Here is a 26,551-nt window from a genome sequence, read left to right on the forward strand (position 1 = left end):
GAGAATCTGCGTTTAGTTAAAGTTTGTTTAGCTGGCACCAAAATCCGTTCAGGATGACAAAATATAAGGAGGAAAGCGTTGTGGACATACTTTCCGTTTTCGTGCTCATTTCCAGAAATGAGCCCGAAAACGGAAAAAGGGCGGCAAGAAAAATCTTACTGCCCTTTTTATATCAATAGAATCAAGGTATTATGTCAAAGGCGTCTCATCTAATTGCAAGGCCAAAACGCCGGGGAGTTGTTTTCCTTCCATGTATTCCAACAAAGCGCCGCCGCCGGTAGAGACGTATGATACATCATGTGCGTGGCCCATTTGAGTGACCGCTGCCGCTGAATCGCCGCCGCCAATGAGGGAGTAGGCACCAGTTTTGGTTGCTTCTACCACGGCTTCGGCAATGGTCTTAGTGCCGATGGCGAAGTTCTCGAACTCAAATACGCCCATGGGGCCGTTCCAGAGAATGGTTTTGGAAGTGCGGACCACATCAGCGAAGGTGGCGCGGGATTCGGGTCCAATGTCCAGGCCCATCCAACCGTCAGGAATGCTGCCGCTGGCTACTACGTCAGTGTTGGCATTGTTGTCAAAGGCATCGGCAATGACGGAGTCTGTGGGGAGGTAGATTTTTACGCCTTTCTCTTCGGCCTTTTTCAGAAGTTGTAAGGTCAGGTCCATTTTATCTTCTTCCAGCAGCGAGTTACCAATCTGGCCACCTTGCGCTTTGGCGAAGGTGTAGCTCATGCCGCCGCCAATAATCAGGTTGTCTACGCGGTCAAGCAACTGCTCAATCACCAGAATTTTGTCTGAGATTTTAGCGCCGCCCATAATGGCGGTGTATGGCCGGTCTGCGTAGTTCAAGATGCGCTGGGCGTTGTCCAGTTCGGCTTGCATGACAGAACCACAGACTTTGTCATGCGGATAATAGTCCGCCACAATGGCGGTGGAGGCGTGGGCGCGGTGCGCGGTACCGAAGGCATCGTTCACGTACACATCACCCAGCAAACTCAATTTCTCCGCGAAGATTTGGTTGCCTTGCTCTTCCTCTTTGTAGAAGCGCAGGTTCTCCAGCAGCAGGATTTCGCCGGGTTGCAGGTTGGTGGCCATTTCAAGAGCTTCGGCACCTACGCAGTCTGGCGAGAATTTAATAGGGAAGTGGAAGATTTCCTCCAGCGGCTTCAGCAAATGCTTGAGCGAATATTTTTCTTCGGGCCCGCCTTTGGGTCTGCCTAAATGCGACATCAACACCACGGAGCCGCCCTGGTTCAGGATTTTCTTGATGGTGGGTACCGCGGCTCTAATGCGTGTGTCATCTGTAATTTGGAAATCACTGTTCAACGGCACGTTAAAATCAACGCGCACCAGCGCTTTCTTGCCCTGGAAGTTGTATTGGTCAATGGTTATCATAGTCTAAGTGGGTTTGTAAGAACTACGCATTTCTGTGTGAAACAGGTGCAAAGCAAAGATAGGAATTCTATTTAGTTCTGCTGGTAGCGCCCATGTAAGTTGCCAAAGTCACACATAGGTGTTTTTACGGAGTGTTAGGCATTTTAAACCAAGCGCACGTTAGAAGGTTATACTAGTACAAATACGGACGGTGCTTATTTGGCCACTAAAAGATTTCCCCCTATGTCTATTCTCCAATTGAAACCTACACTGTTAGTAGAAACGCCTCTGGGCACCGGCCAGGCCATTTTCCTGATTGATTACGGCATGCACCAGAACACCTGCTGGGTAGTGGCCTTGCAAAAAGATGGCGTGATCAAGCATTTTGACTGCAATGATGTGATTCTGTCCACTAATTACACCTATGGCATGAACCTAAGAAAGAACAGCTTTTCGGGTCCAGAAAATGAAGATACAGCAAGGTAGGAGAACAGCTTAGTTTTCAATAATTAACGGAGCTATGCATATGTTTCCGTTTTCGGGCTCATTTCTGGAATTGAGCCCGAAAACGGGGATTAATGCTAGGTTGAAAGTTACTCTTCTTTTTTGAATGCTTCCATTTCGCGGTAAAACGCCAGGGCCTGCATCACAGATTTTCCGCCGGAGCCCGCAATCATGGTCCTGAACCATTTCTTGTCCAGATTTTCAGGCGTGTGGTTTTTGTAAAGCCAATAAGAAAGATACACAAAGCCACCCGTCATTATTCCTTGAAATACCAGATATGGCCAGGCCACCTGCTGCGGAAACCAGGTGCTGCTGAGGAAAAACGTGGTGTAAAACGGAAACTGCAGACACATGATTTTCCCGTGCCTGATGATGGACAACTGCAGCTTGGTCAACTGCTCCTGAATTGCCACCACGCTGCCGTCATAGTTGATGTTGTTCACCCACACCAAATGTTTGATGTAATCTGCCAGCGCCTTTAGGTTTATGAGCGCAATGCAGGCCACTGAAACAATGAAATACGTATGGCCCGGCGCATAATATTTAATGGCAAAAAAGAGCGCGAAGCCCAATAAAATCAAAAACAGAACCACCGCCACAATGCCTACCGTTTTTAACCTGACCAAGGGCTGCAAGGTAGATTTGGCCTTCTGATTGATGGTTTCCCTGAGCAGATAGTGATTGATGGCCAGCGCCTTTTCTATTTTGGCGTCCTGCTGTTTCCAGATAGAGATAAAGTCTGTGTTATCCATAGTTGGGTTAGTTGTATTGTAGTTGGGAAAACTTCTGTTTGAGTAGATTTTTGATGCGGGCGATTTTTGTGGCCACGTTAGATTCAGAAATGCCCATGATGTGGGCAATTTCGCGGTACGGTTTCTCCTCCAGGTACAGGAGAATAAGGGCTTTGTCTAGCTCCTTGAGTTGTGAAATAGCCTGTTGCAGAAGGCCCAAATCGGTTTCTGTGTCTTCGGCAGAGCTGTGGTCTGAGAAATCAAAGATGCCGGCGGGCAGCGGGTGGGTCATTTTCTTGCGGCTAGATTCTTTGCGGTAAAAAGAGATGGCCACGTTCAGCGCGATGCGGTAGACCCAGGTTGAATACTGAAACCGACGGTCATAGCCGTCAAACGCCTGCCAAAGTTGCACCAAAATCTCCTGTGCCAGGTCAGGCCGGTCTTCGGGATTGGGGCAGTACGCATTGGTCACCTTGTAAATAATGCCTTTGTTGTCCTGCAGAACAGCCAGGAACCGGTCTGTTTTATCTATTGTCGGCATGGCCTAAAGTGGTGAGTGAATCTGATAGCTGGCGTACCGTTAAACGACTCTCCTTGCGAAGTTGATAGGAGTCTTTTCCGGGGGAAGCATAGAAATGGTTTCGGGTAACAGTAATGGCACAGCTGCTGGTGCAGACTTGCAAGGCCACTACGGCCACAATGAAAAGCAAATCAGGAATTTTGTCAGGCATTTGGCGCGAAGTAAAAAAGGTTGAAGAAACTTTCACTCTATTATTCGCACGGTACTCCAATTTATCACAGTAAGGAACCAAAATTTCTTCAGTTTCTGATTAAATACTGAAGGCAGGCATTCTTGAAATTCTTTTTATTAGGGCAAAGGAATTTACTTTATGTTTTTGCTGATAACTAAAAGCTGAAGCTGCTTTAGCGTTTTCATAGAGGGTTTACTACTCGCTCGCGTCCCGCGCGTGTGGGCTGCAATCCGCCTCTGGCGGCTATTCTAAACTTGTTGATACTTTGAATAAAATTGCAAAGCGGCCAGAGACCGCCCCAACCCACACACGCGGGACGCGAGCGAGTGATTAACTTGCTAGTGTGAAAAATCTAAACAGGTTCGTAAGCCGAAAATAAAAAACCCCGTTTTGGGGCTCATTTCCAGAAATGAGCCCCAAAACAGAAACCGACCGTATGAACAGTGTTCTCTCAGTGCCCGTAAAGCCCAGCAAGAAGCCAGTAAAACCACTAGCGCCATACAGCCAAAAACCAGTATCTTTGCCCTAATGAGAATAGGAATCATCTTCGGTGGGCCGTCCCGGGAGCGCGAAATCTCTTTCGCCGGCGGCCGCACCGTCTTCGATAATTTAGACAAGTCGCTGTTTAGCGCGGTGCCGGTGTTCGCTGACAGCCTGGGCAACTTCATTCTGCTGGACTGGCACTACATTTACAAAGGCACCATCCGGGATTTTTACCCGCCCGTGGACGTGGTGCCCCACACCGAGCACGGCCTGCAGATGTACCTGGAAAGCCTGGGTCAACTCTCTGAGGAGGAACTGGACGCCATTGCCGCCAAAGTGGGCAAACGCATACAACCTAACCAGTTCAAGGAGCTGTTTGACTTCGCGTTTCTGACCTTGCACGGCCCGTACGGCGAGGATGGCAGTATTCAGGGTTTGCTAGAGTGGTACGGAATTCCGTATTCGGGTTCTGGGATTTTGCCTTCGGCCATTGGCATTGACAAGATTGCCCAGAAGGCCCTGCTCAAGCAACATGATTTTGCCACGCCAGATTACAGAGTGCTGAGTCTGCAGGAATGGCACGCCACGAAAGACAAAGCCGCCTTGCTAGACAGTTTGGTGGCCGATTTAGGGTTGCCGCTGGTGTTCAAAGCGCCGCACCAAGGTTCGTCCATTGGCGTGTCCATCATCAAAGAGAAAAATCTGCAGTTGTTTGAAGAGGCCGTGTCAAGGAGTTTGTTTACCGTCACGCTGAACAAAAGCGAATGGAACAGCAAGAGCCCTGCGCAACAACTTAACTTCGTGAAAACGCTCACCGATATTCGGGAAGGCATCGGCTTGCCGGTCCAGACCCAAGACGGACAGTTGGTGTATGCCCCCGAGGAATTGCTGGCGCTGGTTTCGGCTTCATTTACAGAACAGAGCCCGGAAACGCTCACGCTCACCAATGTGGAAAGCGAAACGCAGGTCTTGGTGGAAGCCTTCATCAACGGTCGCGAATTCTCCTGCATTGTTGTGCAAGACCAGAACGGGCAACCGTTGGCCTTGCCGCCCACGGAGATTAAAAAAGGCGGCGAAGTCTTTGATTACCGTTCTAAATACTTGCCCGGCCTAAGCCGCAAAATCACGCCCATTGACTTGCCCACCGAGCAGATTCAAGAAATTCGTCAGCAGTGCGAGCGTCTGTATACCAGCCTGGGCTTCAACGTCTACGCCCGTCTGGATGGGTTTATTACTGAATCTGGTGCCATTTTCCTGAACGACCCGAACACCACGTCGGGTATGTTGCCGTCGTCGTTCTTCTTCCACCAGGCCGCTGAGATTGGCTTGAACCCGTCGCAGTTTCTGACTTACATCATCAGAACTTCTTTGGCGGAACGGGTGAAATCTGGCAAGAACACGGCACAACTGACCCAAAAACTGAAGCAATTAGATGCGGCCATGGCCGATGAGCGCGCGCACCGCGTAGACAAACTGCGCGTGGGCGTGATTATGGGTGGCTATTCCAGTGAGCGACATATCTCTGTAGAAAGTGGCCGGAACATCTATGAAAAGCTGGCCTCTTCCACCAAATACGAGCCCATTCCTATCTTTTTAACCGGTGATGACCAGTCGCATCAGCTTTACCAGATTCCCATCAACATCATGTTGAAGGACAACGCTGATGACATTAAGGAGAAAATAGAAGCGGCAGAAGCCGGAGAACCCACGCACCCCGTGTTGGCGCAAATCAAGGAAGCCGCACAGGGCATCACCAAACTCTACGCGGGCAACTCCTTGCAAAAACCACAGCGCCTGACGTACGAGCACCTGAAAACCCTGGTAGATGCCGTGTTTATTGCCCTGCACGGAAGACCCGGCGAAGACGGCGTGCTGCAGACCGAACTGGAGAAATTCCACATTCCGTACAACGGCTCGGGTATTCAGAGTTCGCAGGTGACTATTAACAAGTTTGAGACGAACAAAATCCTGCGCGACAACGGCGTGCTGGTGGCCGAGCACATGCTTGCCTTCAAGAAAGACTGGCAAGCTGACCAAGCTGCATTTTTTGCCACTATTGAGAAAAGCTTCGGGTACCCGTTCATCGCCAAACCGGCCGACGATGGCTGTTCCTCGGCGGTGAAGAAAATCAAGACCAGGGAAGAACTGGAAGCCTTCGCGGAACTGATTTTCAGGGATTCCGTGGAGATTCCGGAAAGACCGGCCCGCGTGCTGAATTTGAGCTTCAAGGAAGAAGTGCCTTTGAAAGGGTATTTCCTGGTGGAGAATTTGATCAGCAAAGAAGGCGCGAAGCATTTCCTGGAGATTACCGGCGGCTTGCTTACCAGCTACGGCCCCAACGGTAAAACTGAGTATGAAATATTTGAGGCCTCTGAGGCGTTGGCAGAGGGCGAAGTGCTGAGTCTGGAGGAGAAATTTTTGGCCGGCGAGGGGCAGAACATCACCCCAGCCCGTTACGCCAAAGACCCAACAGAACGCCAGCGCATCTCAGATCAGGTAAAACAGGATTTGAAACGCGTAGCGGAAATTCTACGCATTGAAGGCTACGCCCGCATAGACGCCTTCGTGCGCGTGTTTGAAGATGGCCGTGTGGAGACCATTGTGATTGAGGTGAATTCCTTGCCCGGCATGACACCGGCCACCTGTATCTTCCATCAGACGGCTATTAACGGGTACAAGCCCTATGATTTCATTGACCGCATCCTGCAATTCGGCATGGAACGCACCAAAAAAGTTATTTCATAAATGAGTAAGTTCCTGAAAGCCCAGTCTTGGGGCGATGTGATCAAGCACCTGTTCATCATGCTGGCCATTGTGCTGCTGCTGCTGTTCCTGTTTTTCTTTGTCTACCTGCCCAGCACCACCAACCACGGTGAAACCATCACTGTGCCTAAAATAACCGGCATGAGCGTAGACGAACTGGAAGATTTCCTGGGCGACAAAGACCTGAACTACTACGTGAACGACTCTACGTATCAGCAAGGTTTGGCACCGTTTACCGTAGTCACCCAGGAACCCAAACCCGGCGAGAAAGTAAAGCAGGGGCGTAAGATCTACATCAGCATCAACATGAAGAACCCGCCTTTAATCAAGATGCCGAAGCTGATTGACGGCTCGGTGCAGAACGCGGAAATGATTCTGAAAAGCTATGACCTGAACTTGGGCGACATAAAATACGTGCCAGACTTGGCGCAAAATTCTGTGTTACGTCAACTATTGAACGGCCGCGAAATCAAACCCGGTGACCCTGTGGCTAAAGGCTCGCGCATTGACTTAGAAGTAGGCGATGGTCTGGGCAACACACAATTGGAAGTGCCTGCGTTGGTAGGTATGCCTATTGACGAAGCTACTATGTTAGTAACCGGGCAAGGTTTGCAGATTGGGTCCGTGATTTACATTGAAGCCCCCAACGGTGAGGCCGAAGGAACCGTAGTAAGGCAACGACCGGTGAACGGTCAAGGCGCTATGATCAGAACCGGCGAACTGATAGACGTTTGGGTGGTCAAAGCCCAGCCAATCGCCCCTATTCAATAAGAATTCTATGCGCGGAATGCTTTTCCTTCTTCTATTCTTAACCCTGGCCGGGAAAGCGGTAAACGCCCAGATTTTGACACCTATACCACAGCAGGAGAACCGGGCAACTGGTTCTCCTGCTGCGTTTAATCCCCGCATAGAGTCCGTTCAACGGCTGGCGGAGACCTCTTTGCCTTTGCCGTTCATAGATGATTTCTCTAAGTCTGAAGGAAACCCAGATCCCAGCCGCTGGGAGACCGGGAGTGGCGTTTTCACCAGTAACCGCTTCGCAGCACAACCACTTACCATTGGAGCGGCCACGTTTGACGGATTACAAGCCAACGGCGAGCCTTACAGTCAGGTCAGAAACACCTTCGGGGCCACAGATACCTTAACCTCCAAACCCATTGCCCTAGGAAATCTGCAGCCGCAGGATTCAGTATATCTGAGTTTCTATTGGCAGGCTGGTGGTTTGCTGGGGGCGCCGGGTTTCTCGGGCAACGGCCTGGTGTATTTACAGCTGGAATTCAAACAAGCCAACGGCACCTGGGATATTGTCTGGAAGGAGCGGGGCACCGGCCGCAAAACCGACTTCGCGCCGGTGATGCTGGCGCTGAAGGAGACCAATTACCTGCATGACGGGTTCCAGTTCCGGTGGGTGAGTAGCGGTAGAATGGATGGTCAGTTTGACGCCTGGCACCTAGACTACGTGCATCTCAACAAGAACCGCCGCAAGGGTCAGTTGACGTCTTTAGATGTAGCCCTTACCAAAAGTTTGCCCTCTTTGCTACGCCGGTACACTGCCATGCCCATCTGGCAGTTCAAACAAAACCCCATGGGTGAAACCAAGGAACAGGTGGGCGCTGAACTTATGAACCTGAGTCCGTTTCCGGCGGCGGTGGGCTGGAGCGGTAATATCCAGAATTTGGAGACCGGCGAACAAACGTCGTTTCTGAACCAGAGCGGCGTGGTCAGTTCGCAAGCAAGGCGCACGTTTGCCGGAACGCCGCCTGCTGCTCTTTTAGGGGCTCAGAATAGTGGCACCTCGTTCAAAACCACCGTCTATCTCACCACGCAGGAGCCCAACGCGCAAACCTTATTCAACGACACCGTTACGCGCGTTACTCACCTGCAGGATTTCTATGCTTATGATGACGGCACGCCCGAGATTGGCTTGAGTTTTCCGTCTAACAGCCAGGTGCAGGTGGCCTACCAATTTGAGGTGAACGCCCCAGACCGCCTAAGAAAAGTGCGCCTCTATTTCACGGGTGGCACCAGTAATACTCCTGGCACGGTGCTGCACCTGCTGCTTTGGGCCGATGATAATGGCAAGCCCGCCACTACGCCCTTGCTGGAACAACGCTTCACCGTGCCGGCAGCTGCACAGTTGAATGATTGGCTGGAAATCACCCTGGACCGAGACATACCCGTGCAAAGTAAATTTTACGTGGGCTACAGGCAACCGGCGGCGGCCCCGTTTGTGAACGTGGGCCTGGACTATGACGGCACAAGCAACGGCAAGCTGTTCTGGACCAATGGCGGCTCTGCCTGGACCGCCGTCACCGACGTGGACGGCGCCTGGATGGTACGGCCCGTGATGGGCGGCATCATCACCTCGGCCCCCTCAGAAATGGCCGAAGCCAGCGTTTTCTTCTACCCAAATCCGGCCACTGATTTCATAACCGTGGCGCAAGCTTTTGACCGCGTAGAGCTCTATGTCATGACCGGGAAACGGGTGGAGGTGTGGCAGCAAGTGCGAGCAGGTGCCCAATTAGCACTTGCTCATCTTGCAGCCGGCATGTATCTTGCCAAGGCATTCAAAGGAAACCAGATCAGAACCGCAAAACTAATTATACAGAGATGATTGTAGCAGATATTACCGCCGCCGAATTGAAACAACGCCTAGCCAATAAGGAAACGCCTATTCTGATTGATGTGCGCGAGCCCTGGGAGCACGAAGAGCAAAACCTGCCCGGCGCTCAACTGATTCCTTTGGGTTCTTTGCCTGAAAAAATTCAGGAGCTGGAAGAGTACAAAGACCAGGAGATTTTGATCCATTGCCGTTCGGGCAAACGCTCGGCCACGGCCCAGGCCATCTTGCGCCAGAATGGGTTCACCAACGTGCGCAACGTGGAAGGTGGCATGCTGGCCTACAATGAGGCGCCTTAATCTTTTAGTTAAATCATATTGTAAATCTCCGTTTTCGGGCTCATTTCCAGAAATGAGCCCGAAAACGGAGATTTTTCTTTTCTTCTATATAATTATTCTGAAGCCTAAAAGGCACAAGCCTGGTTAACCATTTGCCGCTAGGCACGTTCTGGCAACATGGTGTACCAAGAAATAATTGACGAGGCCAAAGGCAAACTCCCCGAAGCCACGCTGGACCAGTCAGACGAAATAGTCATAGTCATCAACCGGGCCATGTCTGCCGAAGAAATAGACGAATTCGACCCAGAATTGCCCATTCCAGAGGTTTTTCCGCAGCATTATGACGTCCGGTTCCGGAAAGACTATGAAGATGGAATATTGGTGGGGTGGAAGTTTCAGCAGATTGACAATCTTCTCAATCCGTTGTAAAAAAATCCCAGCTTCAGCATTCCTCTTTTTCCCAATTGCTGTAACAACAGACCGGCCCTTCGTTTTCGGGCTCATTTCTGGAAATGAGCCCGAAAACGCAGGGCCGGTTTACTTTCAAGAATCCCTTTTGAAGATTCCTGAATTTCGCTGTTGAACTTACCAGCTGAAACCTCGATTTTTTAGAGGGTGAACATCTGCGTGAAGCCGTTATTCTGGTAGTTGTCTGGGCCGGTGTAAAAACGGTTCAGCTTGGGGTCAAAAAAGAAAACGGTGGGTTTGGGTAAGGGCGTCTGCAGTTTTGGGCCTTCCAAAATCAAACCCAGGAAAAAATCGTTTCTGCCAAATTCCCCGCTGCCGGCTATTACTTCGGTTTGGTTGGTGCCAAACAGACGCCGCACCCGGTTTCCGTCATAATCGGCTACGTAATAATCGTTGTTTTTGCCAATGGCGAAGTTTCTGAACTGGCCCAGGGTGCCTATGGGAACACTGGCGTTGGTGTTGCCCAGGTTGTTGGTGGTGAACGTGAGCAGCGTGGTTTTTACTTTGGAGGCATCATATTTCACAATGGTCTGTTCATTGACCGTGGCCGATTTGGCTTGGGTGGTTAGAAAATGAAGGTTTTCAGCGGCATCTAACGCAATGGAAACATATTTTACATCAGTAGAGCCGTTCCCGATAGATAAATATGTGCTGGGTACCTGCGCCGCGTCTAGTTTGTGCACGTTGCCATAGTCAGAAACGTAGAAGACTTCATTCCTGGAATTCACCACGAAGGGCTTGGCCACGGGTTCAAGCGTGTTAGAAGGTTTGAATTCTGCCCCAACTTTCTCTACAGCGCCGTTATCGGTAATCTTAAATAACTGGTAATAGGCATTGGAGCCAATAAAGCGGTTGTTCAAGACCCAGACGTTTCCTTGCACATCGGTGCCCAGCGCTCCGAAACCTTGGTATTGGGAATTGAATTCGGCCTTGGCAAAGGTCTTGAGCACGGTGCCGCTGGGCGCGTATTTTACAAAAGTACCATCGGTGTGCTTGGCATATACATTAGAGTTTTTATCTACCACCATCAGGTTGATGACCGGCGTGTTGGGTGGCCTGAAGAATTTTATGTCCCCACTAGCAGGTGCTGCCGTTATTGTAAAATCCGGACCTCTAAAGAACTGACTTTTCACGCGCACGGAGATAGAACCGGTCAAGGCCGCCGATGGAACTTCAACGGTGAGTTGGGTGGCAGTGGCCGTTTTAGCGGGCACAATGATATTGGTATTATTGGTGCCGGTAAAGTGAACTTCATTCTCAGTGAGGATAGTGCTGAAATTAGTGCCTGTAATGGTGATGATATCGCCGGTTTTGCCGCTGTTGGGGTTCACGTTGGTGATGGTGGGCGTGGGTGCAGGCGTGACATAGGTAAATACAGGACCGTTCACAGCGGTCTGGTTGTTCACTTTCACGCTGACAATTCCGGTGGCACCGCCCGCTGGGGCCGTCACCACCAAGGCAGACGCACTGGCGGTCCTGACCACGGCCACTACATTGTTGAACCGTACTTCATTTTCTGCTGCCATCAGGCTGAAGTTGGTGCCCGCAACAATAACCTCAGTTCCTACTGGCCCAGACGCAGGCGCTATCCCGATGATGGTTGCCGGAGCAGGCACCGGGTCTTCTGCGTCTTCCTCTGGGTCACAGGAACCAAATGCCAGTATTGCCAATAAAATGAAGGGCGGGAAAATTTGTTTAATAGCTAAGTAAGAAATTTTCATAGAGATGAGTTTTAGTTGGAGGAATATGATGCCCGATAGATTTATCTAAAGCGTTTTCTGCACAAGAAGGTCCATCGAGCTTTTAATAAGTATGTCTAGAATTTGGTCCCTTATTGCTGTAAACTCCACACTTGCTGATAATCTGGGTTGGCCTGTTCTTTGGCTTTTATCTCCTGCAGGCCTTTTCTAAACGTGGCCAGCAGGTCAGATTTCCGGATGATTTTCTCAATGTCTGCCACTGTTAAATTGCCTTCTGGGTAGCGCTGGCCTTTCCCAATTAAAGTGGCGGTGCAGTATTTGGTTTGGGAAGGGCCGTGGGTCTCGCCGGTCATCTCAAAGGCCAGTTTAGGAATCATCACCGGTTTTCCGCGCTCCAGGGCAATCTGCAAATCAAAGGTGAATTTCATCAAGGCATTGGCGCCTGCTTGTTGCATGATGCGGTTGTCTGCCGAGTTCACGCCGTACCCTTCATTCACCGGCCTGAACGCTGACAATAGTTTGCTGTTTTGGTAGGCTCTGGAGAAGTTCACGCTGGTGTTTTCATCATCTGAAGAGAAAGGCGCGATGTCTTGGTACGCCTGCGTGGCGGTTATTTTTTGTAGCGGCAGCACCGTTCCTCCCAATTCTTCCTGTACAGCTTTTATAAAGTCTGGGTACAGGCTTTCCAGCACGGCATCCCACACCTGGTCCTTTACCTGCGGGAAGGTAGCCGTGGCTTTGGTTGTGGTAACGGTGGTGTAGGTGGTATTGCCCGCGGTGAACGAGGTGCTGGACTTGCTTTCTTTGCCTTCTGTGTAAGTGGTGCCTCTAATGGCGAAGGATGTCACCCCAATGGATTTTAATTGACTGAACGGTCTCCCTAAGAACGCATTGGGCTTTAAAAACGAGTAATCCACTTCACCGGCTGAGAAATTCTGCGTTCCTTTAGTGGTCAACCCCAAATTTAAGGCAGGCTCCTTGGTCACTGTCAAGGGACGACCATCTGAATAGGACACATCATAGTTCATGGCTGGCAGGTCACCGGTGGTATTCGCCGTTTTAGTGTTTTTCTCAGCTGCTACTGAGAGGTAGCTGTTCTGGTAACTGTAGAGCGCTTTGCCTGCCGGTAAAATATTGATGTTCCGGAACGCCGCCGCCGGTATGGTTATGGTTTTGCCGGTTTTTATGTAGGGCAGGTCATAGAAGCTTTTGATTCCAAGTTGATTTATGGCAATGGTGAGGTGCAGTAGATTATTGGGTGCTTCCGGCGCTTTCTCAAACTCAATGATCACGTCTTTGGTAAGGTCTAAAGCAACTTGTTCTGTTTGGCCATTGATAGACTTTATTTTAAATGGTTTGTCATAAGGCTGCACCTCAAAACTGCTCTTTTGGCCTGAAGTGGTGGTGATTTCTACCTTCTTTGGTTTGCCATCATTCTCGGCGAAGGCAACGTATGTACCCACGTTTAAATAAGTGGCCGGTTTGCCATCTATTAGCACCGTGCCGTCAATCTTGTTGACGCCCACACCGTCTTTTTTGGAGAACATGACAGAAACTAAATCGCCGCCCGTTTTCCAGCCTTTCAAGAATGTCTGCGCGGCCGTGCCAAGTTCACTGGGGTGGAGGTTGCCCGTTAACCCAATGATAGGGGCGGTCTGAGTTAAATCTGCGGTGGTGGACACCATGCCGGTGGCATTCATCATCATGCCACCGGCGGCGGTGGCAATTTTAGTGACCGCTTTGGTCATAATGCTGCTGCCTAAGTTGCTGAGGCCGCCAAGGCCTTTTTTAACGGGGGCCGTTTTTTCAGGCGTGGCGGCGGGCGCCGAGGCAGTGGTGTCTGTTTTACTTTTTCCGCCTACAAGGCCTTTCAGTTTTCCTAACTGGGCGTGGGCCTGAAATGTGGTGCTGGCGAGCACTAAGAGAAGGAAGTAGTTCTTTTTCATAAGTTCCTGATTTACTTGTCAAAAGTGAGAAAGTAAACCAGGCCGCACCATACGACGAACTGCGTATTTTTGGTACTAACTTTCTAAAAAAGATGATTGTCATGGGCCTTCTGAATGGCCTGCACTTTGTTGTTGACCTGTAGTTTGCGGTAGATGTTCTCAATGTGCTTGCGCACCGTGCCGTAACTGATAAATAAATTTTGCGCTATTTGTTCATAGCTGAGGCCATTCTTCAATTGCTCCAGCAACTCAATCTCACGTTTGGTCAGGTTGAATTCTTGGGTAGTGGCAGTGGGCCGGGCTTCTGGGGAACGGAGCAGGTGCAACACTTTCAAGGCAATGCCCGGTGACATGGCCGCGCCGCCGTGTATGGTGTCTAAAATGGCTTGGTGCAGAGATTCAGCGGTTTCTTCCTTGAGCAAATAACCAGAGGCACCGGCTAAAATGGCTTCAAAAATAGAGTCATCGTCATCAAAGGTGGTGAGCATGACAATCTTTATATGCGGGTGATTTTGTTTGACCAGACGGGTGCAGGCAATGCCGCCCATGCCCGGCATCTGAATGTCCATCAATACCAAATCTACGGGGTGTTCACTTATGCGGGCCGCCAACTCCTCACCGTTAAAAGAGGTTAGCACCACTTTGAATTCAGGAAACAGCGCGAGTTTAGAAAGACAGACTTTAAGCGCGAAGCTGTTGTCTTCGGCAATGGCTAAGGAAATGGACATAAGACAGGGTTAATCTCAAACTTCCCGCTTTTTTCAAGGAATTACAATACGCAACTTTGCGTATTCTGCTAGACGGGTACAGTCACTGAGATTTTGGTGCCTTGGCCTTCCACCGTTTGAATAGAGCAAGTGCCGTTCACTTCACTTGACCTGGCATTCATGTTCTTCAGGCCGTACCCATCCCTATCCACAAACAGGTTAAATCCCACCCCGTTGTCACTGATTTGTAGAGCCAATTGGTTGCCATTGCCTTGCATGGTGACTTCTATGCGGCTTGCCTGGGCGTATTTCAGGGCATTGTTCACACCTTCCTGAATTATCCTGAAAACGTTGGTGGCGGTCATGGAAGGCATGGTGGCATCTCCCTCAAATGCTACCTGTAAGAGGGTGGTGGCATGAAGCGCTTGCAAGGGTTTGAAATAGTCTTGCACCTTCATGGCAAATTCATCTAGGCCTACTTCTTGCTTGTTAATGAACCACACCGTCCTTCTAAGTTCAGACATGGTGTTCTGCGCAATTTTCTGGGTTTCTGGCAGCAGACTTAAATCTGGTTGCGTTGAGTTCAAGTTCTGGATGGAAGAGGTGATGTAGGTGAGTTGGGAGCCTATGTTGTCATGCAGTTCCCGAGAGATGCGGAGTTTTTCCTCTTGGAGTTTATTCCGGGCCTGGGCGTCAGCTAATTGCAGGTTGAATTCGTTTTCAGCTCTCATTTGCCGTTGCCGGTTGCGGGCGTGCACGTACAAGAAAATCGCCAGACTAATAATTGCCGCCAGGCCCAACCCGGCATACACTAATAAGTTGTTTTTGCGGGTGAGCTGCATCTGGCTTTGCAAATAAGCTGACTTGCTGTTGGCTAGGTCTTTCTCTTTTTTAGTTGCTTCATACACCGTCTGCAGGCGGGTTACTTCCTTGGTATTTTCTTCGTTGATAAATTCATTGCGGGCCAGGGCAAACTGTTGATGAAAGGCAAACGCTTTTTGGTAATCTTTCTGGCGCGCGGCATTGGTCGCCAGGTTTTCCAGCGTTTCATAAATCAATTCATTGGCTTTAATGCTTCTGGAAATCTGCAGCGCCTTGTTTAAGTAAACCTCACTCTCTGCGGTGTTGCCCATCTCACTCAGCAGATTTCCTAAGTTGGTACTAATGGCCGCCGTGAGCCAGGCGTTGCCAGATTGGTCTGCATACTTTACAGATTGCTTGTAATAGGCAGCGGCGCTTTTTAAATCTTTGGTGACTTTGGAGAGTATGGCCAGGTTGTTATAAGTCAACGCGATGCGCGGCGCCAAATCTGCTTTTTTATACAAGTCCAGGGCTTGGTTGTAGACAAAAAAAGCTTCGTGGTGTTTCTGCTGCTGTTCATAGACGGTTCCTTTGTTGTTGAGGATGTCTGCGGTAGTGATGGTGTCTTGGGCTGCCTTGGCCAGTTCCTCTGCAAGGTTGTAGTAATGCAGTGCTTGGTTCAGATTCTTCCAACTTAGAAAAACAGCGCCTATGTTTTTGTGGATTTTTGCCTTAAGCGAAAGATCTTGCGAGGGGCACAGCTTTAAGGCTTTCTGGTACGTGGTGAAGGCGGCTTCATTGTTGCCCAAATCTGAGTAGGCATTCCCAATTTCATTGTAGGCCGCTGGTATTTTCTCGGGTTGCCGGGAGATTTTATAAAGCGAAATTAAAGAGGAATAGGTAGTAATGGCTTTCTCAAACTGACCTTCATTGGCATGCCGCGTGCCCAGTTGCTGATACGCTTCAATCTTGGCGGCCAACGTCTGCGCCTTCGGCATGATTTGCCCCATACTATCAGCAGTAAGGGGTGCAGCCATTCCCCGATGCGCCAAAAGTACCCATAAGAATACAAGGAAGGTAGTTTTCATACGCAGTATTTCTTAAAGAGCGCCCAGCGTCTAGGTTGGTGAATAAAAGAATAGGTGCTGCTAATATACTCTAAATCTACTTGTTAGCAAGTCTTCTTGGGGTAGGGGTTAAAGAAATGGTGCAAATAATACTATTCATAGTATCAATTGGCGTAGGAGGAAGTCTCTGGAATTTTAATATCCGTTTTGGGGCTCATTTCCAGAAATGAGCCCCAAAACGCAATTTTTTAGTTGATGATGAAAGGGGCCGGGCTGAAGCAAAGGACAAATAGCAAAACAGCAAACCACCCCAAAAGATTGCGGCCTTGGCTAAGTGGTTGCTCATCTGGGCTGGGCGGGTGAAAGACGCCCATGAACCTGGACAAGATTAACCCAAACACTAGCCACCCGTTGTAGCCGCTTACCTCAGGCCAATACAATTCCACGGCCGCTTGCCCCGCCAACACGCCCGCCGCCAAATACAAACCACGGGTCATGTCTGGAAACAGGGGCCGGAAAATGATGACCAAATAAAGGGCATAACCCGCCCAGTGCCACCAGGACGCGTCCCAGCCTTGCTCCAGGGGCAAGAACCCCAGGCCCGCATAAAAGATAAAGGCCGTAAAAAGGATGGGAGACAGCTTCACAAACCGTTCATATCCCAGCATGCCGTACAGGATATGCCCGCCGTCCAATTGCCCAATGGGCAGCAAATTGAGCGCCGTGAAAAACAACCCCAGAAACCCCGCGAAGAGGAACGGGTAATGCATGACTTCGTACTGGTTAGGCACCAGGGCCGGGTCGGCGAGCCAGGTTTCCAGCGCCCAGAACAAGAGGTTATTGCCCAGGGCCATCTGCCCCGGCTGGTTGTACACATAGTTCGCGTATTGTGACCCGTACAGCTGATATTCCGGGTGAATGCTGAATATATAGTCGGGCGGCGGAAGATGCGTGAACCCGTAGCACAACACGCCCACGGCCACCACAAACCCGGCCAACGGACCGGCAATGCCAATGTCAAAGTATTCCTTCCGGGAGAAGATGCGCTCCTTGATCTTGATGAACGCGCCCATGGTGCCAATGCCGGCTGTCACGCCCAACCACACCGGTATGTAATAGGGCAGGCTCACCCGCACCTTGTAGTAGCGCGCAGTGAGGTAATGCCCAAATTCATGCACGGTGAGAAAGCCCAGGAACGCCAGGGAGAACGCCAGCCCACCCAGGAAATCTTTCATTGGAATGCCCGCCGTCAGACTGAAGCCCTCTGGCCCCAAAAAATACGCCTTTCCGTACCGCCATTCGGCCCCGGCTATGGTGGTGGTGACCAGGGTGAGCAGAAACAGCAGCAGGTGCAGCGCCAGCTTACGCTTCATGCGGGGGCAGGGCTTCTTTCAGGGCTTGGTTGATGGTAAGCGGCGGCGCCAGGTGCAGGGTCTGCAGGCCAAGTTGCTGGGCGCCCTCAATGTGCTGAATGCTGTCGTCAATAAACAACGTCTCTTCGGCGCGTAGCTTGTTTTCCTTCAGAATATGCTCAAAGACCTCGGTGCCCGGCTTGCGCTTACGCACCATATGGGAATAATAGGGCTTCTCAAACAATTCGTCTAAACTGGGAATCTGAAAACTGTTGGCCACAATCTCATTGAAGGCAATCAAATGAATGGCGTTGGTGTTGCTGAGCAAAAACAGGCGGTAATGTTTGCCTAACTCCCGCAGCAGCTTAATGCGCTCCGCCGGAATGTCCAGCAGCATGGAGTTCCAGGCCTGGTCTAACTGCTCGTCTGTGGCGGTGAGGCCATACTCCTGGCGCAGGCCGTCTCTGAATTCCTGCGGGGTGATGTCGCCGGTCTCCAGCAGGTCAAACAGCTCTGACTGTGCCTTTTGGCTGAAATCTACCTGGGTGTCCTGGGCCGCGAACTGGCGGAGGGCGTCTGTACTTTTGGCGTAGTCAATGTTGAGGATGACCCCGCCCAGATCAAAGATGATATTCTTGATGGAAGAAAAATTCACAGAATGATGGGTTTTTGTTTTGCGTATTGCTGCGCAAATTTGTAAAATTGCACTCCCAAATCAAAGGTTTGGACGGGCCTATAGCTCATTCGGTTAGAGCAACTGACTCATAATCAGTAGGTGCTTGGTTCGATTCCAAGTGGGCCCACCCTCAAAATGAAGCACTTATCTCACAAAACGAGGTAAGTGCTTTTTTGTTGGCGAAATACAGACCCAAAAATTCATCTAGGGTAGCCTTCCTTTGTGGCGTTTCCTTTCTACTGTCCTAGATTTCTTGCTTATATTTGATAAAAGGCCTTTCTCAATTCTACGTTGAGTTGTAACATAAAGTACTATCTACATGAGCAATACGGTGACCTCCAAAACGATAGATCAACCAGATGAGCAGCTTTTTGAAAAGATAGCGGCCCTTATTGCTGACGCCCGCCGCAAAGTAATGGCAACGGTTAATCTTGCCATGGTGCATACCTACTTTGAGATTGGGCGCATGATTGTAGAAGATGAGCAACAGGGCAATGAACGCGCGGCCTACGGCAAAGCTGTCTTAAAGGAGCTTTCACTGAGGTTGAGCAAAGAATTTGGGAAAGGCTTTTCGGTGGAGAACCTTGATAGGATGCGTTTTTTCTACAAGACATACTCTCTCTCAAATTCGTCAACAGCGTTGACGAATTTGCAGGGAAAAGACGAACGCGGAAAACAGGAGACACCGTCTCGTATTTTCGAACTTTCCTGGTCGCATTACATCAGGCTCATGCGCATTGACAACCCTGATGAACGCCGATTCTATGAACTGGAGAGTGCCCAAAACAATTGGAGCCTGAAAGAATTGCAGCGGCAATTTGACAGCGCCCTGTATGAACGCCTGGCGCTAAGTCGAAACAAGGACCAAGTAAAAGAATTAGCTCAAAAAGGGCAGCAGATCCAGCGTCCGCAAGATGTGATCAAAGACCCGTATGTGCTGGAGTTTCTGGGACTGAAAGAAGCAGCAGCCTATTCAGAGTCCACCCTGGAGCACCGCATTATTGACGAACTTCAGCATTTCTTATTGGAACTGGGCAAAGGCTTCGCGTTTGTGGGCCGGCAGGTGCGGTTTTCCTTTGACGACAAGCATTTTAGGGTAGACCTGGTGTTCTACAACCGTTTCCTGCGGAGTTTTGTACTCCTAGACTTGAAAATTGGCGAAGTCAGCCACCAGGATTTAGGGCAGATGCAGATGTACGTGAACTACTATGACCGCTTTGTGAAAACAGAAGACGAAAACCCCACTATTGGCATCATTCTTTGCAAAGAGAAAAACAATGCCTTGGTAGAAATAACGCTACCCAAAGAGAACAACCAAATTTTTGCCAGTAAGTATCAAACGTTTCTTCCTAGTAAGGAAGAATTAAAGGCGGTGTTGAATGATGCTGTGGAAGAGGTATAGTAAGTCTGTTTAACCAACTGACTCATAATCAGTAGGTGCTTGGTTCGATTCCAAGTGGGCCCACCCTCAAAATTAACCACTCATCTCACAAAGCCAAGTAGGTGCTTTTTTGTTGGCGCTCTTCCTAGCCAAAAATTCAAATACATAAGCCAAGTGGACAGCTGTGTAAAATATAAAATGCCATAATTTTCTAACACAGGAAGGCAAGTCATAGGTAAGCTAAAAACCTCACAATAGTTAGTTTCTAACTAACCTGAAACTAATCTTCATCCTTACTCTTATTGTCGTCTGTATCCTCCTTCTCAGATGTGCTTCGCTTGGCTTGTTGGGCAGCCGCTTTCAGGCGGGCCTGGTTTTCTTTTCGCTCCTTAAATTCTTTCTGGCGCTGCTTCTTCTGTTGGTCTGCTGATCTGGTACTCATAGGCTAGGGTATTTTTTATATCTACGGACCTGGTGAACGCTTGTTAATCTTTGATTACCAAGGGATGGGATATACCATCTGGAGCATCGCTTTATATAGGGGCCTTGCCCGCATAGCATAAAGAAAACGGTAGATTCATGAGATACCTTATATTGCTTTTCTGGTAATGACCTTACGGCTCCGGATTCTATATTATTTGAAGCTGGTTCATTTGCCAAAATCAAATTTAAAGGCGTTCTTTAGTGACCTGCAACGTACTTCTGCTGCCCATGAACACCTTTACATCCCCCAAAAACTGAGTTTGCATGTCTACTTCAAATTTCAGGTTTTTAGAAGAGGAGTTTCCTATTTTGTTCAATTTAGGGCAATCGGCGGAATTTAACTTGTATCAAGACCCGGTTACGGCCTCGTTTAAAATAAGGCAATTTGGGGAGCGGCTTACAGAGAAATTGTTTGAGGAACATAAGTTGGAGTTCCCGGCTGAGAATTCTTTTCATAACCGCATCAAAACACTTGAGTTTGGCAGGATTCTACCCAATAACATCAAAGACCTTTTCTTTCATATCAAAGAGAAAGGGAATATTGCAGTCCATCAGAACAAAGCCACGGTAGATGAGGCTAAACACGCTCTCTTTCTGTGTTATAAGATAAGCAAGTGGTTTTATGAAACCTACGCCACTGTTCCCGCAGACATAACTGCCTTCAAGTTTCAAATGCCGGCGGAACTTGACACCCGCCATGCCCTGTATGTTCTGGAAACCGATTACAAGAACCTAGAGCAACGGTTTGAGCAATTACTGCAGGAACGGCAAACTACAGGATTGCCAGAAGAGACGCAGCAAGTTATTCAGCAAAGATCTGAGAAAGCGGCCAGCAAGATAGACCAGCTTCCGCAGGCCTTGCTGGCCAAAGCGTTCAGAGGCGAACTGGTACCGCAAGACCCGCAAGACGAGCCCGCCAGCGTACTGCTGCAAAAGATAAAAGCCGCTCAAGCTAGCACCCCCAAGGCCAAGAAAACCAAAGGAGAAAACCAAACGGAACTGGCGCTGTAACACCGGCTCCCTCTTTTTGTCATCCTGAAAGGACCTTGTGGGCCAGCTAGAAAAGCGCTGTCGTAAACGCTAAACCTCAGAGGTTTTGAAAACCTGTGAGGATTTTACAGTACGTTTTCGGCCTCATTTTGAGAAATAAAGCCGAAAGCAGCTTCTAAGTAGGCATATTGACAACCAATTGCTGTTCAGGATTTCCTAATCCCCGACAGAGGGCTTTCGGATTGATAAATCCGAAAGAGCAAGGGAGCAAGTTCCTGCCCTTCGCCCACAAGGCCTTTCCAAGATGATAGGAAGGGGAGGCGTATTCGGCCTCACTTTGGGAAATGAAGCCGAAAACGTTTTTCAAGCAAATTGGGGCAGAAGCTTTATCATATTTCAATTTATTAGTAGTTTGTAAAAATTCTATAGACCTATTTTTATTTAAATATTTGAGAAAGACATGGCCAGTTGTTACAGATGTGGTGCGTCAGGCGCAGACTATAGAAGGTCAGTGGTAACAGGTTCATCTTTTGGAGGCTGGGTGAGTTCTAGGTCTTCTGGCGGAAGTTCAAGGACCTATTATGGCGTAAGAAGCCATTGTGAAAGTTGCGCCGCCAGAATTGATATGTGGGGCCATATTAAGTGGGCAGCTATCTATTTTGGTTTGTTCTTTATCCTGTTTAAATACCTTTATGTAGGATGAAAACATATTACGAAACACTAGGTGTCTCAGAAGAAGCATCTCAGGATGAAATTAAACAAGCATATCGTAAACTTGCCATTAAGCTCCATCCAGACAAGAACAGTAATGATACTTTCTTTGACCAATTATTTAAAAGCATTAATGAAGCCTACGAGGTAATAGGAGACGAAAAAAAGCGGGCTGCCTACAACCATACGTTACGTGCAACAAAGAGAGGTAAAACACAGAATTCCCCTTTTGAAACAGAAGATTTTGATTTCCTTTTAGTAAATGCTACGTGCCTCATCTTAGTAACCAGACAGGTTTCTTCTACCGGTCTGCAAAGAAATTTTAAAATTGGGTATGGCAGAGCAGGCCGCATTATTGACCAACTTGAACATTTGGGCATTATATCTCCTTTTGATGGCCATGCTCCCAGAAAATTGCTGGTGAGTTATGACGGCGCACTTGAGCTATTAAGGAAAAATATTCCTGGGTTTTCTTTACCTGTCTTCCAGAGCCAGTTTAAAAGCAACCAAGCGGCTTTTAAAGCCAATGCTTCACCAGTAGCAACTACTCCCCCTGCCTCACCTACAATAAGAAAGAAGAACAGAAAGCCAGCTTCTGTTTGGGCAAAAGTAACTTGTTGGAAATGGGTAAAACGGTTTTTTCTGTTTGCTAACTTACTTTTAGTATCAATTTATTTTTTCAGAGAAAGTCTCACTAACGCCAAAATTACGGCCACTAAAGGACTAAAAATAAGAGAGACTCCCCATGTAGATGCCGTCCCTATTACAGGCGTTCCCAATAATCAGAGGGTGGAAATATTGCGTACAGATGGCCCGCTGGAAAAAATAGAAGGCAGGAAAGATAATTGGTATTATATCAGGTATAAAAATAAAGAGGGCTGGGCCTGGGGCGGTTTTATAAAAAGAGATAGCAAAGAAATTAGGTAATATGACCTTAGTTTAATATTAAATTCACAATGCAAAAATACTCCGTCAATCAATACCTTATAGAAACCGTGCTCGCCTGGGTAAAATCTGGCGAGATTGCCATACCAGAAATTCAACGCCCATTTGTCTGGGATAGCTCCAAAGTGCGTGACCTTATGGACAGCCTGTACCAGGGCTATCCGGTAGGCTACGTCATCGCCTGGAAGAACCCCAACGTGAAACTGAAAGACGGCACGCTGAGTGACGGCAAAAAGGTGCTCATTGACGGGCAGCAGCGCATCACGGCCCTCACTGCCGCTATTCTGGGGCAGTACGTGGTAAACAAGAACTACAAGCGGGTTAAGATTAAGGTGGCGTTCCACCCCATAGACCAGCGGTTTGAGGTACAGAACCCCGCTATCTTAAAAGACAAAACTTGGCTGCCAGACATTGCCGAAGCCATTAACGGTGACCTTTTTGAAATAGCTGAGAACTACTTTGAGCTGAACCCAGACGTAGACAAAAAACAGGTCCGCAATGCCTTCTCCACGCTCATCAACATTCCTAAAAAACAAATAGGCATGATTGAATTGGCCCCAGACCTGGACATTGAAACCGTCACGGAGATTTTCATCAGAATTAACTCCAAAGGCGTGGTCCTGAGCCAGGCAGACTTTGCCATGAGCAAAATTGCCTCCAACTCAGAATACAACGGCAACGAGCTGCGCAAAGCCATAGACTACTTTTGCCACCTGGCCATTGCGCCAGAGTTCTTCCGGCATATTGTAGACAATGACCCAGAGTTTGCCAAGACAAATTTCTTCCAGAAAATGCAATGGCTTAGGTCAGAGACAGAAGACCTCTATGACCCAGAATACACAGACTTAATCAGGGTGGCTTTTACGTCTAAATTCAACCGCGGCAAGCTGTCAGATTTAGTGAGCCTGCTATCAGGGCGAAATTTTGAGGCCAGAACGTTTGAGGCCGCCATTGCAGAGCAATCTTTTGCCACCTTGAGAGAAGGCGTGTACAACTTCATTAATGAAACCAACTACAAACGGTTCATCATGATTGTGAAGTCGGCGGGCTTTATCTCGCCCAAGCTCATACGGTCGCAGAACGTGCTCAATTTCGCGTACATCCTGTTTCTAAAGCTTCGGGAACTGGGGGTGAATTCTGTTTCCATTGAGACCTACGTGCGTCGTTGGCTGGTGTATTCCATCTTAACGGGTCGCTATTCCGGCTCTGCCGAAAGTTATTTTGATTATGACATCAAGCAAATCTCTGAGCGGTCCTTTGCCGAGTATCTAAAGGAAAAAGAAGAAGGTGAATTGTCTGAGGCTTTCTGGAATTTCTCACTGCCCCAGAGTTTAGATACCTCTGTGGCCAGCAGTCCGTACTTTCTGGTTTTTCTGGCGGCCCAGGTTAAAGCCAATGACAAAGGTTTTCTGTCTAAAGACATCACGGTGGCAGACCTTATTTCCCACAAAGGCGATATTCACCACCTCTTCCCCAAAGAATACCTGAAAAGAAACGGGCTTGACCGCAGCAAGTACAACCAGATTGCCAACTACGCTTACATGCAAACCGAAATCAACATTAAGGTAGGCAGTAAATCTCCTAAAGAGTATTTCGGTCTTCTCTCAGCTCAAATGCAGGAACAGAATCTGCAACTAAGCGGCCTAGCTAACCCAGAGGAGCTTTCCCATAACCTAAAGATGAATGCAGTACCAGTATCTTTGGCGCACATGGAGATACAGCACTACACAGATTTTTTAATTGGCCGCCGGCGGCTGATGGCAGAAAAGATTAAAGATTATTATTTTTCGCTTTAGTTACAAATAAAGCCCTCTCTGGTTAAACCAAAGAGGGCTTTATTTTCATTTCACCTTCTGACTAAAAGACGGAATTTAAATGGATTTAGAGAGCCTGTATAATAAAGTGGGAAAGATGTTATACTAAGCCGCCCTTATTAGTGTTATCACCAACAAACCCTTTTACTGGGCTATTTTGCTTGTTGGTGATAACACCAACAAGGGCGCAGGTCCATGGGCTTTTTTTACTAAACATGCTCTCAGGCAACCAATGATTACTACCGCCATTCCTCGGTATTCTTAATCCCCAATTTCTCCGCATTAAACACCGGATCTAACCCTGCTTTCCGCTGGGTCTGGTAATCTTTGAGGGCGCGCATGGCAGGTTTTTGAAGCAATAGAATGGCCACAATGTTGAGCCAGGCCATGACGCCTACGCCAATATCGCCCAGGGCCCAGGCAGACTCGGCGGTTTTGATGGTACCGTAAAAAGTAGCACCCAGAATAAGGACACGTAAGCCCCAGAGCATCCATTTGTTGGTGCCTTTGCGCATGAGGTAACTCAGGTTGGTTTCGGCTATGTAGTAATAAGCCATGATGGTGGTAAACGCGAAGAGCAGTAGCGCAATGGCCACAAACCCACCGCCCAAGGCCGGGAAGTGCGTGTTCACCGCTTGCTGGGTAAACTCAGAACCAGTGGGCACGCCGGGCAAATGCTCTACCAGAAAGCCACCTGCTGGGTTCACCACATTGTATTGGCCGGTAAACAAAATCATAAACGCGGTGGCGGTACAGACAAAGAGCGTGTCTACGTACACAGAGAACGCCTGCACCAAACCCTGTTTTACTGGGTGACTGACCTCCGCGGCGGCGGCGGCATGGGGCGCAGTGCCCTGTCCGGCTTCATTAGAGTAGATGCCTCTTTTCACGCCCCAGGAAACGGCCATGCCAAAAACACCGGCAAAGGCAGGTTCCAGGTTGAAGGCAGAACGTATAATTAAGCTAAAGACTTCTGGCACCTGGCCAATGTTCATGAAGATGATGATAACCGCCATCAAGATATAGGCACCCGCCATAAAAGGCACCAGCACTTCTGCCACTTTGCCTATTCTCTTCACGCCGCCAAAGATGATGAGCCCCAAAGCAAGGGTAACGGCACCGCCTGTGATGGCTGGCGGAATAGCAAACGCTTTGGTGATGCCCAAGGCAATACTGTTGCTTTGCACTCCCGGTAACAGTACCACCATGCTCACAATGGTAGCTACCGCAAAAACCACGGCATACCATTTTACACCTAGTCCTTTTTCAATGTAGAAGGCAGGTCCACCCCGGTACTGCCCGTCTTTCACCTCTTTGTAGATCTGACCTAGCGTGGCCTCCATAAACGCCGAGGCACTGCCCAGAAACGCAATCATCCACATCCAGAATATGGCACCGGGGCCACCCATGGCAATGGCGGTGGCCACGCCGGCAATGTTACCCGTACCCACACGCCCGGCAATAGCCACAGCAAAGGCCTGGAAAGAACTGATACCATTAGCAGAACTCGTATTATTAAAAAGCAGGCGAATCATCTCCTTGAAATAGCGCACCTGCAGAAAACCCGTTCTCACAGAAAAGTAAACACCTGTGCCCAGGCAAAGAATAATCAAGGCATTGCTCCAAACAATAGCATTGATATCGGCAATTAGTTTTTCCATGGTAAAAGGGTAGGCAGAGAATAGTTAAGGGTGAGGTTTTAAGAGAAAACAGTTTTCCTATTTTAGCCCAAAGTAAGGAAAAATGTCAGGTAAAATTCTATGCCGCCCCAAAATCTAATGGGTTGTGGTCTGAAACCTTCGTGTGGTTTTTTAAATCCACAATAATTCAGCCAGCACTGCCTACATCATGATTTGTAAAGGTTTACTAGAGAATTGCGCTTGCCTTTACCTATATAAACGAAGTCTTTTCCAACCTTACCAGGTGTGGGCCGTTCTACCAAGACACGCCTATTGGCCAGCGCACCAACTTTGGGTTTCAAATCCTTCCTCTTGCCTTCCTT

22 protein-coding genes and 2 tRNA genes are annotated in these 26,551 nt (G+C 48.8%); 12 read left to right on the forward strand and 12 right to left on the reverse strand.

All coding sequences use genetic code 11. The features are described from left to right. Positions 1-189 precede the first annotated feature (189 nt). Positions 190-1,398, reverse strand: coding sequence for a phosphoglycerate kinase (gene pgk, locus IMY23_RS01680; RefSeq protein WP_192820434.1), 1,209 nt, complete (start codon positions 1,396-1,398; stop codon positions 190-192). A gap of 222 nt (positions 1,399-1,620) precedes the next feature. On the opposite strand from pgk, the gene IMY23_RS01685 reads away from it, so the two are divergent. Continuing rightward, entirely contained in the window at positions 1,621-1,863 is a 243-nt protein-coding gene (locus IMY23_RS01685; RefSeq protein ID WP_192820435.1) for a hypothetical protein, read from the forward strand. A 107-nt stretch (positions 1,864-1,970) separates the two neighbouring features. Here IMY23_RS01685 and IMY23_RS01690 read toward each other — a convergent pair whose 3' ends face one another. From IMY23_RS01690 to IMY23_RS01700, 3 genes are read right to left on the reverse strand one after another with little or no spacing between them, the layout of a single operon-like run. Beyond that, positions 1,971-2,633 (reverse strand): hypothetical protein, encoded by a 663-nt coding sequence (locus IMY23_RS01690; RefSeq protein ID WP_192820436.1) that lies wholly within the window; start codon positions 2,631-2,633, stop codon positions 1,971-1,973. 7 nt (positions 2,634-2,640) lie between these two features. Next, positions 2,641-3,153 carry an RNA polymerase sigma factor gene (locus IMY23_RS01695; protein ID WP_192820437.1) on the reverse strand — a complete coding sequence of 171 codons (513 nt, stop codon included), beginning with the start codon at positions 3,151-3,153 and terminating at the stop codon, positions 2,641-2,643. Next, positions 3,137-3,343 carry a hypothetical protein gene (locus tag IMY23_RS01700; RefSeq protein WP_192820438.1) on the reverse strand — a complete coding sequence of 69 codons (207 nt, stop codon included), beginning with the start codon at positions 3,341-3,343 and terminating at the stop codon, positions 3,137-3,139. The genes IMY23_RS01695 and IMY23_RS01700 overlap by 17 nt, the downstream gene beginning before the upstream one ends. 549 nt (positions 3,344-3,892) lie before the next feature. On the opposite strand from IMY23_RS01700, the gene IMY23_RS01705 reads away from it, so the two are divergent. The 5 genes from IMY23_RS01705 to IMY23_RS01725 all read left to right on the forward strand — a co-directional run bounded on the left by IMY23_RS01705 (position 3,893) and on the right by IMY23_RS01725 (position 9,937). Next, positions 3,893-6,592, forward strand: coding sequence for a D-alanine--D-alanine ligase (locus IMY23_RS01705; protein WP_192820439.1), 2,700 nt, complete (start codon positions 3,893-3,895; stop codon positions 6,590-6,592). Continuing rightward, positions 6,593-7,381, forward strand: coding sequence for a PASTA domain-containing protein (locus tag IMY23_RS01710; protein WP_192820440.1), 789 nt, complete (start codon positions 6,593-6,595; stop codon positions 7,379-7,381). It begins immediately after the preceding gene. 16 nt (positions 7,382-7,397) lie between these two features. Next, positions 7,398-9,224, forward strand: a complete 1,827-nt coding sequence (locus IMY23_RS01715; protein WP_192820441.1) for a T9SS type A sorting domain-containing protein — start codon at positions 7,398-7,400, stop codon at positions 9,222-9,224. Next, complete coding sequence (locus IMY23_RS01720; RefSeq protein ID WP_192820442.1) at positions 9,221-9,529, forward strand: rhodanese-like domain-containing protein; 309 nt, start codon at positions 9,221-9,223, stop codon at positions 9,527-9,529. Before IMY23_RS01715 ends, IMY23_RS01720 begins: the two co-directional genes overlap by 4 nt. A gap of 156 nt (positions 9,530-9,685) precedes the next feature. Further along, complete coding sequence (locus tag IMY23_RS01725; RefSeq protein WP_192820443.1) at positions 9,686-9,937, forward strand: hypothetical protein; 252 nt, start codon at positions 9,686-9,688, stop codon at positions 9,935-9,937. A gap of 179 nt (positions 9,938-10,116) precedes the next feature. On the opposite strand, the gene IMY23_RS01730 is transcribed toward IMY23_RS01725, so the two are convergent. The 6 genes from IMY23_RS01730 to IMY23_RS01755 form a co-directional block, all read right to left on the reverse strand. Further along, positions 10,117-11,697 (reverse strand): IPT/TIG domain-containing protein, encoded by a 1,581-nt coding sequence (locus IMY23_RS01730; RefSeq protein WP_192820444.1) that lies wholly within the window; start codon positions 11,695-11,697, stop codon positions 10,117-10,119. A gap of 110 nt (positions 11,698-11,807) precedes the next feature. Continuing rightward, positions 11,808-13,622 (reverse strand): hypothetical protein, encoded by a 1,815-nt coding sequence (locus IMY23_RS01735; RefSeq protein ID WP_192820445.1) that lies wholly within the window; start codon positions 13,620-13,622, stop codon positions 11,808-11,810. Positions 13,623-13,705: 83 nt separating this feature from the next. After that, positions 13,706-14,350, reverse strand: coding sequence for a response regulator transcription factor (locus IMY23_RS01740; protein ID WP_192820446.1), 645 nt, complete (start codon positions 14,348-14,350; stop codon positions 13,706-13,708). Between the two features lie 68 nt (positions 14,351-14,418). Then, positions 14,419-16,167 (reverse strand): tetratricopeptide repeat protein, encoded by a 1,749-nt coding sequence (locus tag IMY23_RS01745; RefSeq protein ID WP_192820447.1) that lies wholly within the window; start codon positions 16,165-16,167, stop codon positions 14,419-14,421. A 278-nt stretch (positions 16,168-16,445) separates the two neighbouring features. Continuing rightward, a complete protein-coding gene (locus IMY23_RS01750) occupies positions 16,446-17,570 on the reverse strand; it encodes a site-2 protease family protein (protein WP_192820448.1) in 1,125 nt (374 codons plus the stop codon). Continuing rightward, positions 17,560-18,204, reverse strand: coding sequence for an HAD family phosphatase (locus IMY23_RS01755; protein WP_192820449.1), 645 nt, complete (start codon positions 18,202-18,204; stop codon positions 17,560-17,562). The genes IMY23_RS01750 and IMY23_RS01755 overlap by 11 nt, the downstream gene beginning before the upstream one ends. A gap of 74 nt (positions 18,205-18,278) precedes the next feature. Here IMY23_RS01755 and IMY23_RS01760 point away from each other — a divergent pair. From IMY23_RS01760 to IMY23_RS01770, 3 genes are all read left to right on the forward strand, one after another. Beyond that, a tRNA-Ile gene (locus IMY23_RS01760) sits at positions 18,279-18,352 on the forward strand. Between the two features lie 192 nt (positions 18,353-18,544). Continuing rightward, positions 18,545-19,627, forward strand: a complete 1,083-nt coding sequence (locus IMY23_RS01765; RefSeq protein WP_192820450.1) for a YhcG family protein — start codon at positions 18,545-18,547, stop codon at positions 19,625-19,627. Then, positions 19,624-19,690 (forward strand) — tRNA-Met (locus IMY23_RS01770). The genes IMY23_RS01765 and IMY23_RS01770 overlap by 4 nt, the downstream gene beginning before the upstream one ends. Positions 19,691-19,886: 196 nt before the next feature. On the opposite strand, the gene IMY23_RS01775 is transcribed toward IMY23_RS01770, so the two are convergent. Next, entirely contained in the window at positions 19,887-20,048 is a 162-nt protein-coding gene (locus IMY23_RS01775; RefSeq protein WP_192820451.1) for a hypothetical protein, read from the reverse strand. Between the two features lie 305 nt (positions 20,049-20,353). Here IMY23_RS01775 and IMY23_RS01780 point away from each other — a divergent pair, with 305 nt between their 5' ends. The 3 genes from IMY23_RS01780 to IMY23_RS01790 all read left to right on the forward strand — a co-directional run bounded on the left by IMY23_RS01780 (position 20,354) and on the right by IMY23_RS01790 (position 24,531). Next, the gene (locus tag IMY23_RS01780) at positions 20,354-21,100 is read left to right on the forward strand and encodes a DUF4145 domain-containing protein (protein WP_192820452.1); all 747 of its coding nucleotides are present in this window, start codon (positions 20,354-20,356) and stop codon (positions 21,098-21,100) included. A gap of 678 nt (positions 21,101-21,778) precedes the next feature. Then, positions 21,779-22,717 carry a DnaJ domain-containing protein gene (locus IMY23_RS01785; protein WP_192820453.1) on the forward strand — a complete coding sequence of 313 codons (939 nt, stop codon included), beginning with the start codon at positions 21,779-21,781 and terminating at the stop codon, positions 22,715-22,717. 29 nt (positions 22,718-22,746) lie between these two features. After that, on the forward strand, positions 22,747-24,531 hold the full coding sequence (locus tag IMY23_RS01790; RefSeq protein ID WP_192820454.1) for a DUF262 domain-containing protein: 1,785 nt from the start codon (positions 22,747-22,749) through the stop codon (positions 24,529-24,531). Between the two features lie 257 nt (positions 24,532-24,788). Here IMY23_RS01790 and IMY23_RS01795 read toward each other — a convergent pair whose 3' ends face one another. Continuing rightward, positions 24,789-26,210, reverse strand: coding sequence for a sodium:alanine symporter family protein (locus IMY23_RS01795; protein WP_192820455.1), 1,422 nt, complete (start codon positions 26,208-26,210; stop codon positions 24,789-24,791). Positions 26,211-26,551: the final 341 nt, after the last annotated feature.

Origin of the sequence: Rufibacter sp. LB8 (genome assembly GCF_014876185.1) — a bacterium.
Classification (GTDB): domain Bacteria; phylum Bacteroidota; class Bacteroidia; order Cytophagales; family Hymenobacteraceae; genus Nibribacter.

Bases quoted from the DNA above. Each gene is read 5' to 3' on its own strand.
- IMY23_RS01700 (WP_192820438.1), bottom strand. From the start codon at position 3,343: ATGCCTGACAAAATTCCTGATTTGCTTTTCATTGTGGCCGTAGTGGCC.
- IMY23_RS01795 (WP_192820455.1), bottom strand. From the start codon at position 26,210: ATGGAAAAACTAATTGCCGATATCAATGCTATTGTTTGGAGCAATGCC.
- IMY23_RS01695 (WP_192820437.1), bottom strand. From the start codon at position 3,153: ATGCCGACAATAGATAAAACAGACCGGTTCCTGGCTGTTCTGCAGGAC.
- IMY23_RS01685 (WP_192820435.1), top strand. From the start codon at position 1,621: ATGTCTATTCTCCAATTGAAACCTACACTGTTAGTAGAAACGCCTCTG.
- IMY23_RS01780 (WP_192820452.1), top strand. From the start codon at position 20,354: ATGTCTACTTCAAATTTCAGGTTTTTAGAAGAGGAGTTTCCTATTTTG.
- IMY23_RS01705 (WP_192820439.1), top strand. From the start codon at position 3,893: ATGAGAATAGGAATCATCTTCGGTGGGCCGTCCCGGGAGCGCGAAATC.
- pgk (WP_192820434.1), bottom strand. From the start codon at position 1,398: ATGATAACCATTGACCAATACAACTTCCAGGGCAAGAAAGCGCTGGTG.
- IMY23_RS01740 (WP_192820446.1), bottom strand. From the start codon at position 14,350: ATGTCCATTTCCTTAGCCATTGCCGAAGACAACAGCTTCGCGCTTAAA.
- IMY23_RS01775 (WP_192820451.1), bottom strand. From the start codon at position 20,048: ATGAGTACCAGATCAGCAGACCAACAGAAGAAGCAGCGCCAGAAAGAA.
- IMY23_RS01710 (WP_192820440.1), top strand. From the start codon at position 6,593: ATGAGTAAGTTCCTGAAAGCCCAGTCTTGGGGCGATGTGATCAAGCAC.
- IMY23_RS01745 (WP_192820447.1), bottom strand. From the start codon at position 16,167: ATGGCTGCACCCCTTACTGCTGATAGTATGGGGCAAATCATGCCGAAG.
- IMY23_RS01735 (WP_192820445.1), bottom strand. From the start codon at position 13,622: ATGAAAAAGAACTACTTCCTTCTCTTAGTGCTCGCCAGCACCACATTT.
- IMY23_RS01785 (WP_192820453.1), top strand. From the start codon at position 21,779: ATGAAAACATATTACGAAACACTAGGTGTCTCAGAAGAAGCATCTCAG.
- IMY23_RS01715 (WP_192820441.1), top strand. From the start codon at position 7,398: ATGCTTTTCCTTCTTCTATTCTTAACCCTGGCCGGGAAAGCGGTAAAC.
- IMY23_RS01720 (WP_192820442.1), top strand. From the start codon at position 9,221: ATGATTGTAGCAGATATTACCGCCGCCGAATTGAAACAACGCCTAGCC.
- IMY23_RS01750 (WP_192820448.1), bottom strand. From the start codon at position 17,570: ATGAAGCGTAAGCTGGCGCTGCACCTGCTGCTGTTTCTGCTCACCCTG.
- IMY23_RS01765 (WP_192820450.1), top strand. From the start codon at position 18,545: ATGAGCAATACGGTGACCTCCAAAACGATAGATCAACCAGATGAGCAG.
- IMY23_RS01725 (WP_192820443.1), top strand. From the start codon at position 9,686: ATGGTGTACCAAGAAATAATTGACGAGGCCAAAGGCAAACTCCCCGAA.
- IMY23_RS01730 (WP_192820444.1), bottom strand. From the start codon at position 11,697: ATGAAAATTTCTTACTTAGCTATTAAACAAATTTTCCCGCCCTTCATT.
- IMY23_RS01690 (WP_192820436.1), bottom strand. From the start codon at position 2,633: ATGGATAACACAGACTTTATCTCTATCTGGAAACAGCAGGACGCCAAA.
- IMY23_RS01790 (WP_192820454.1), top strand. From the start codon at position 22,747: ATGCAAAAATACTCCGTCAATCAATACCTTATAGAAACCGTGCTCGCC.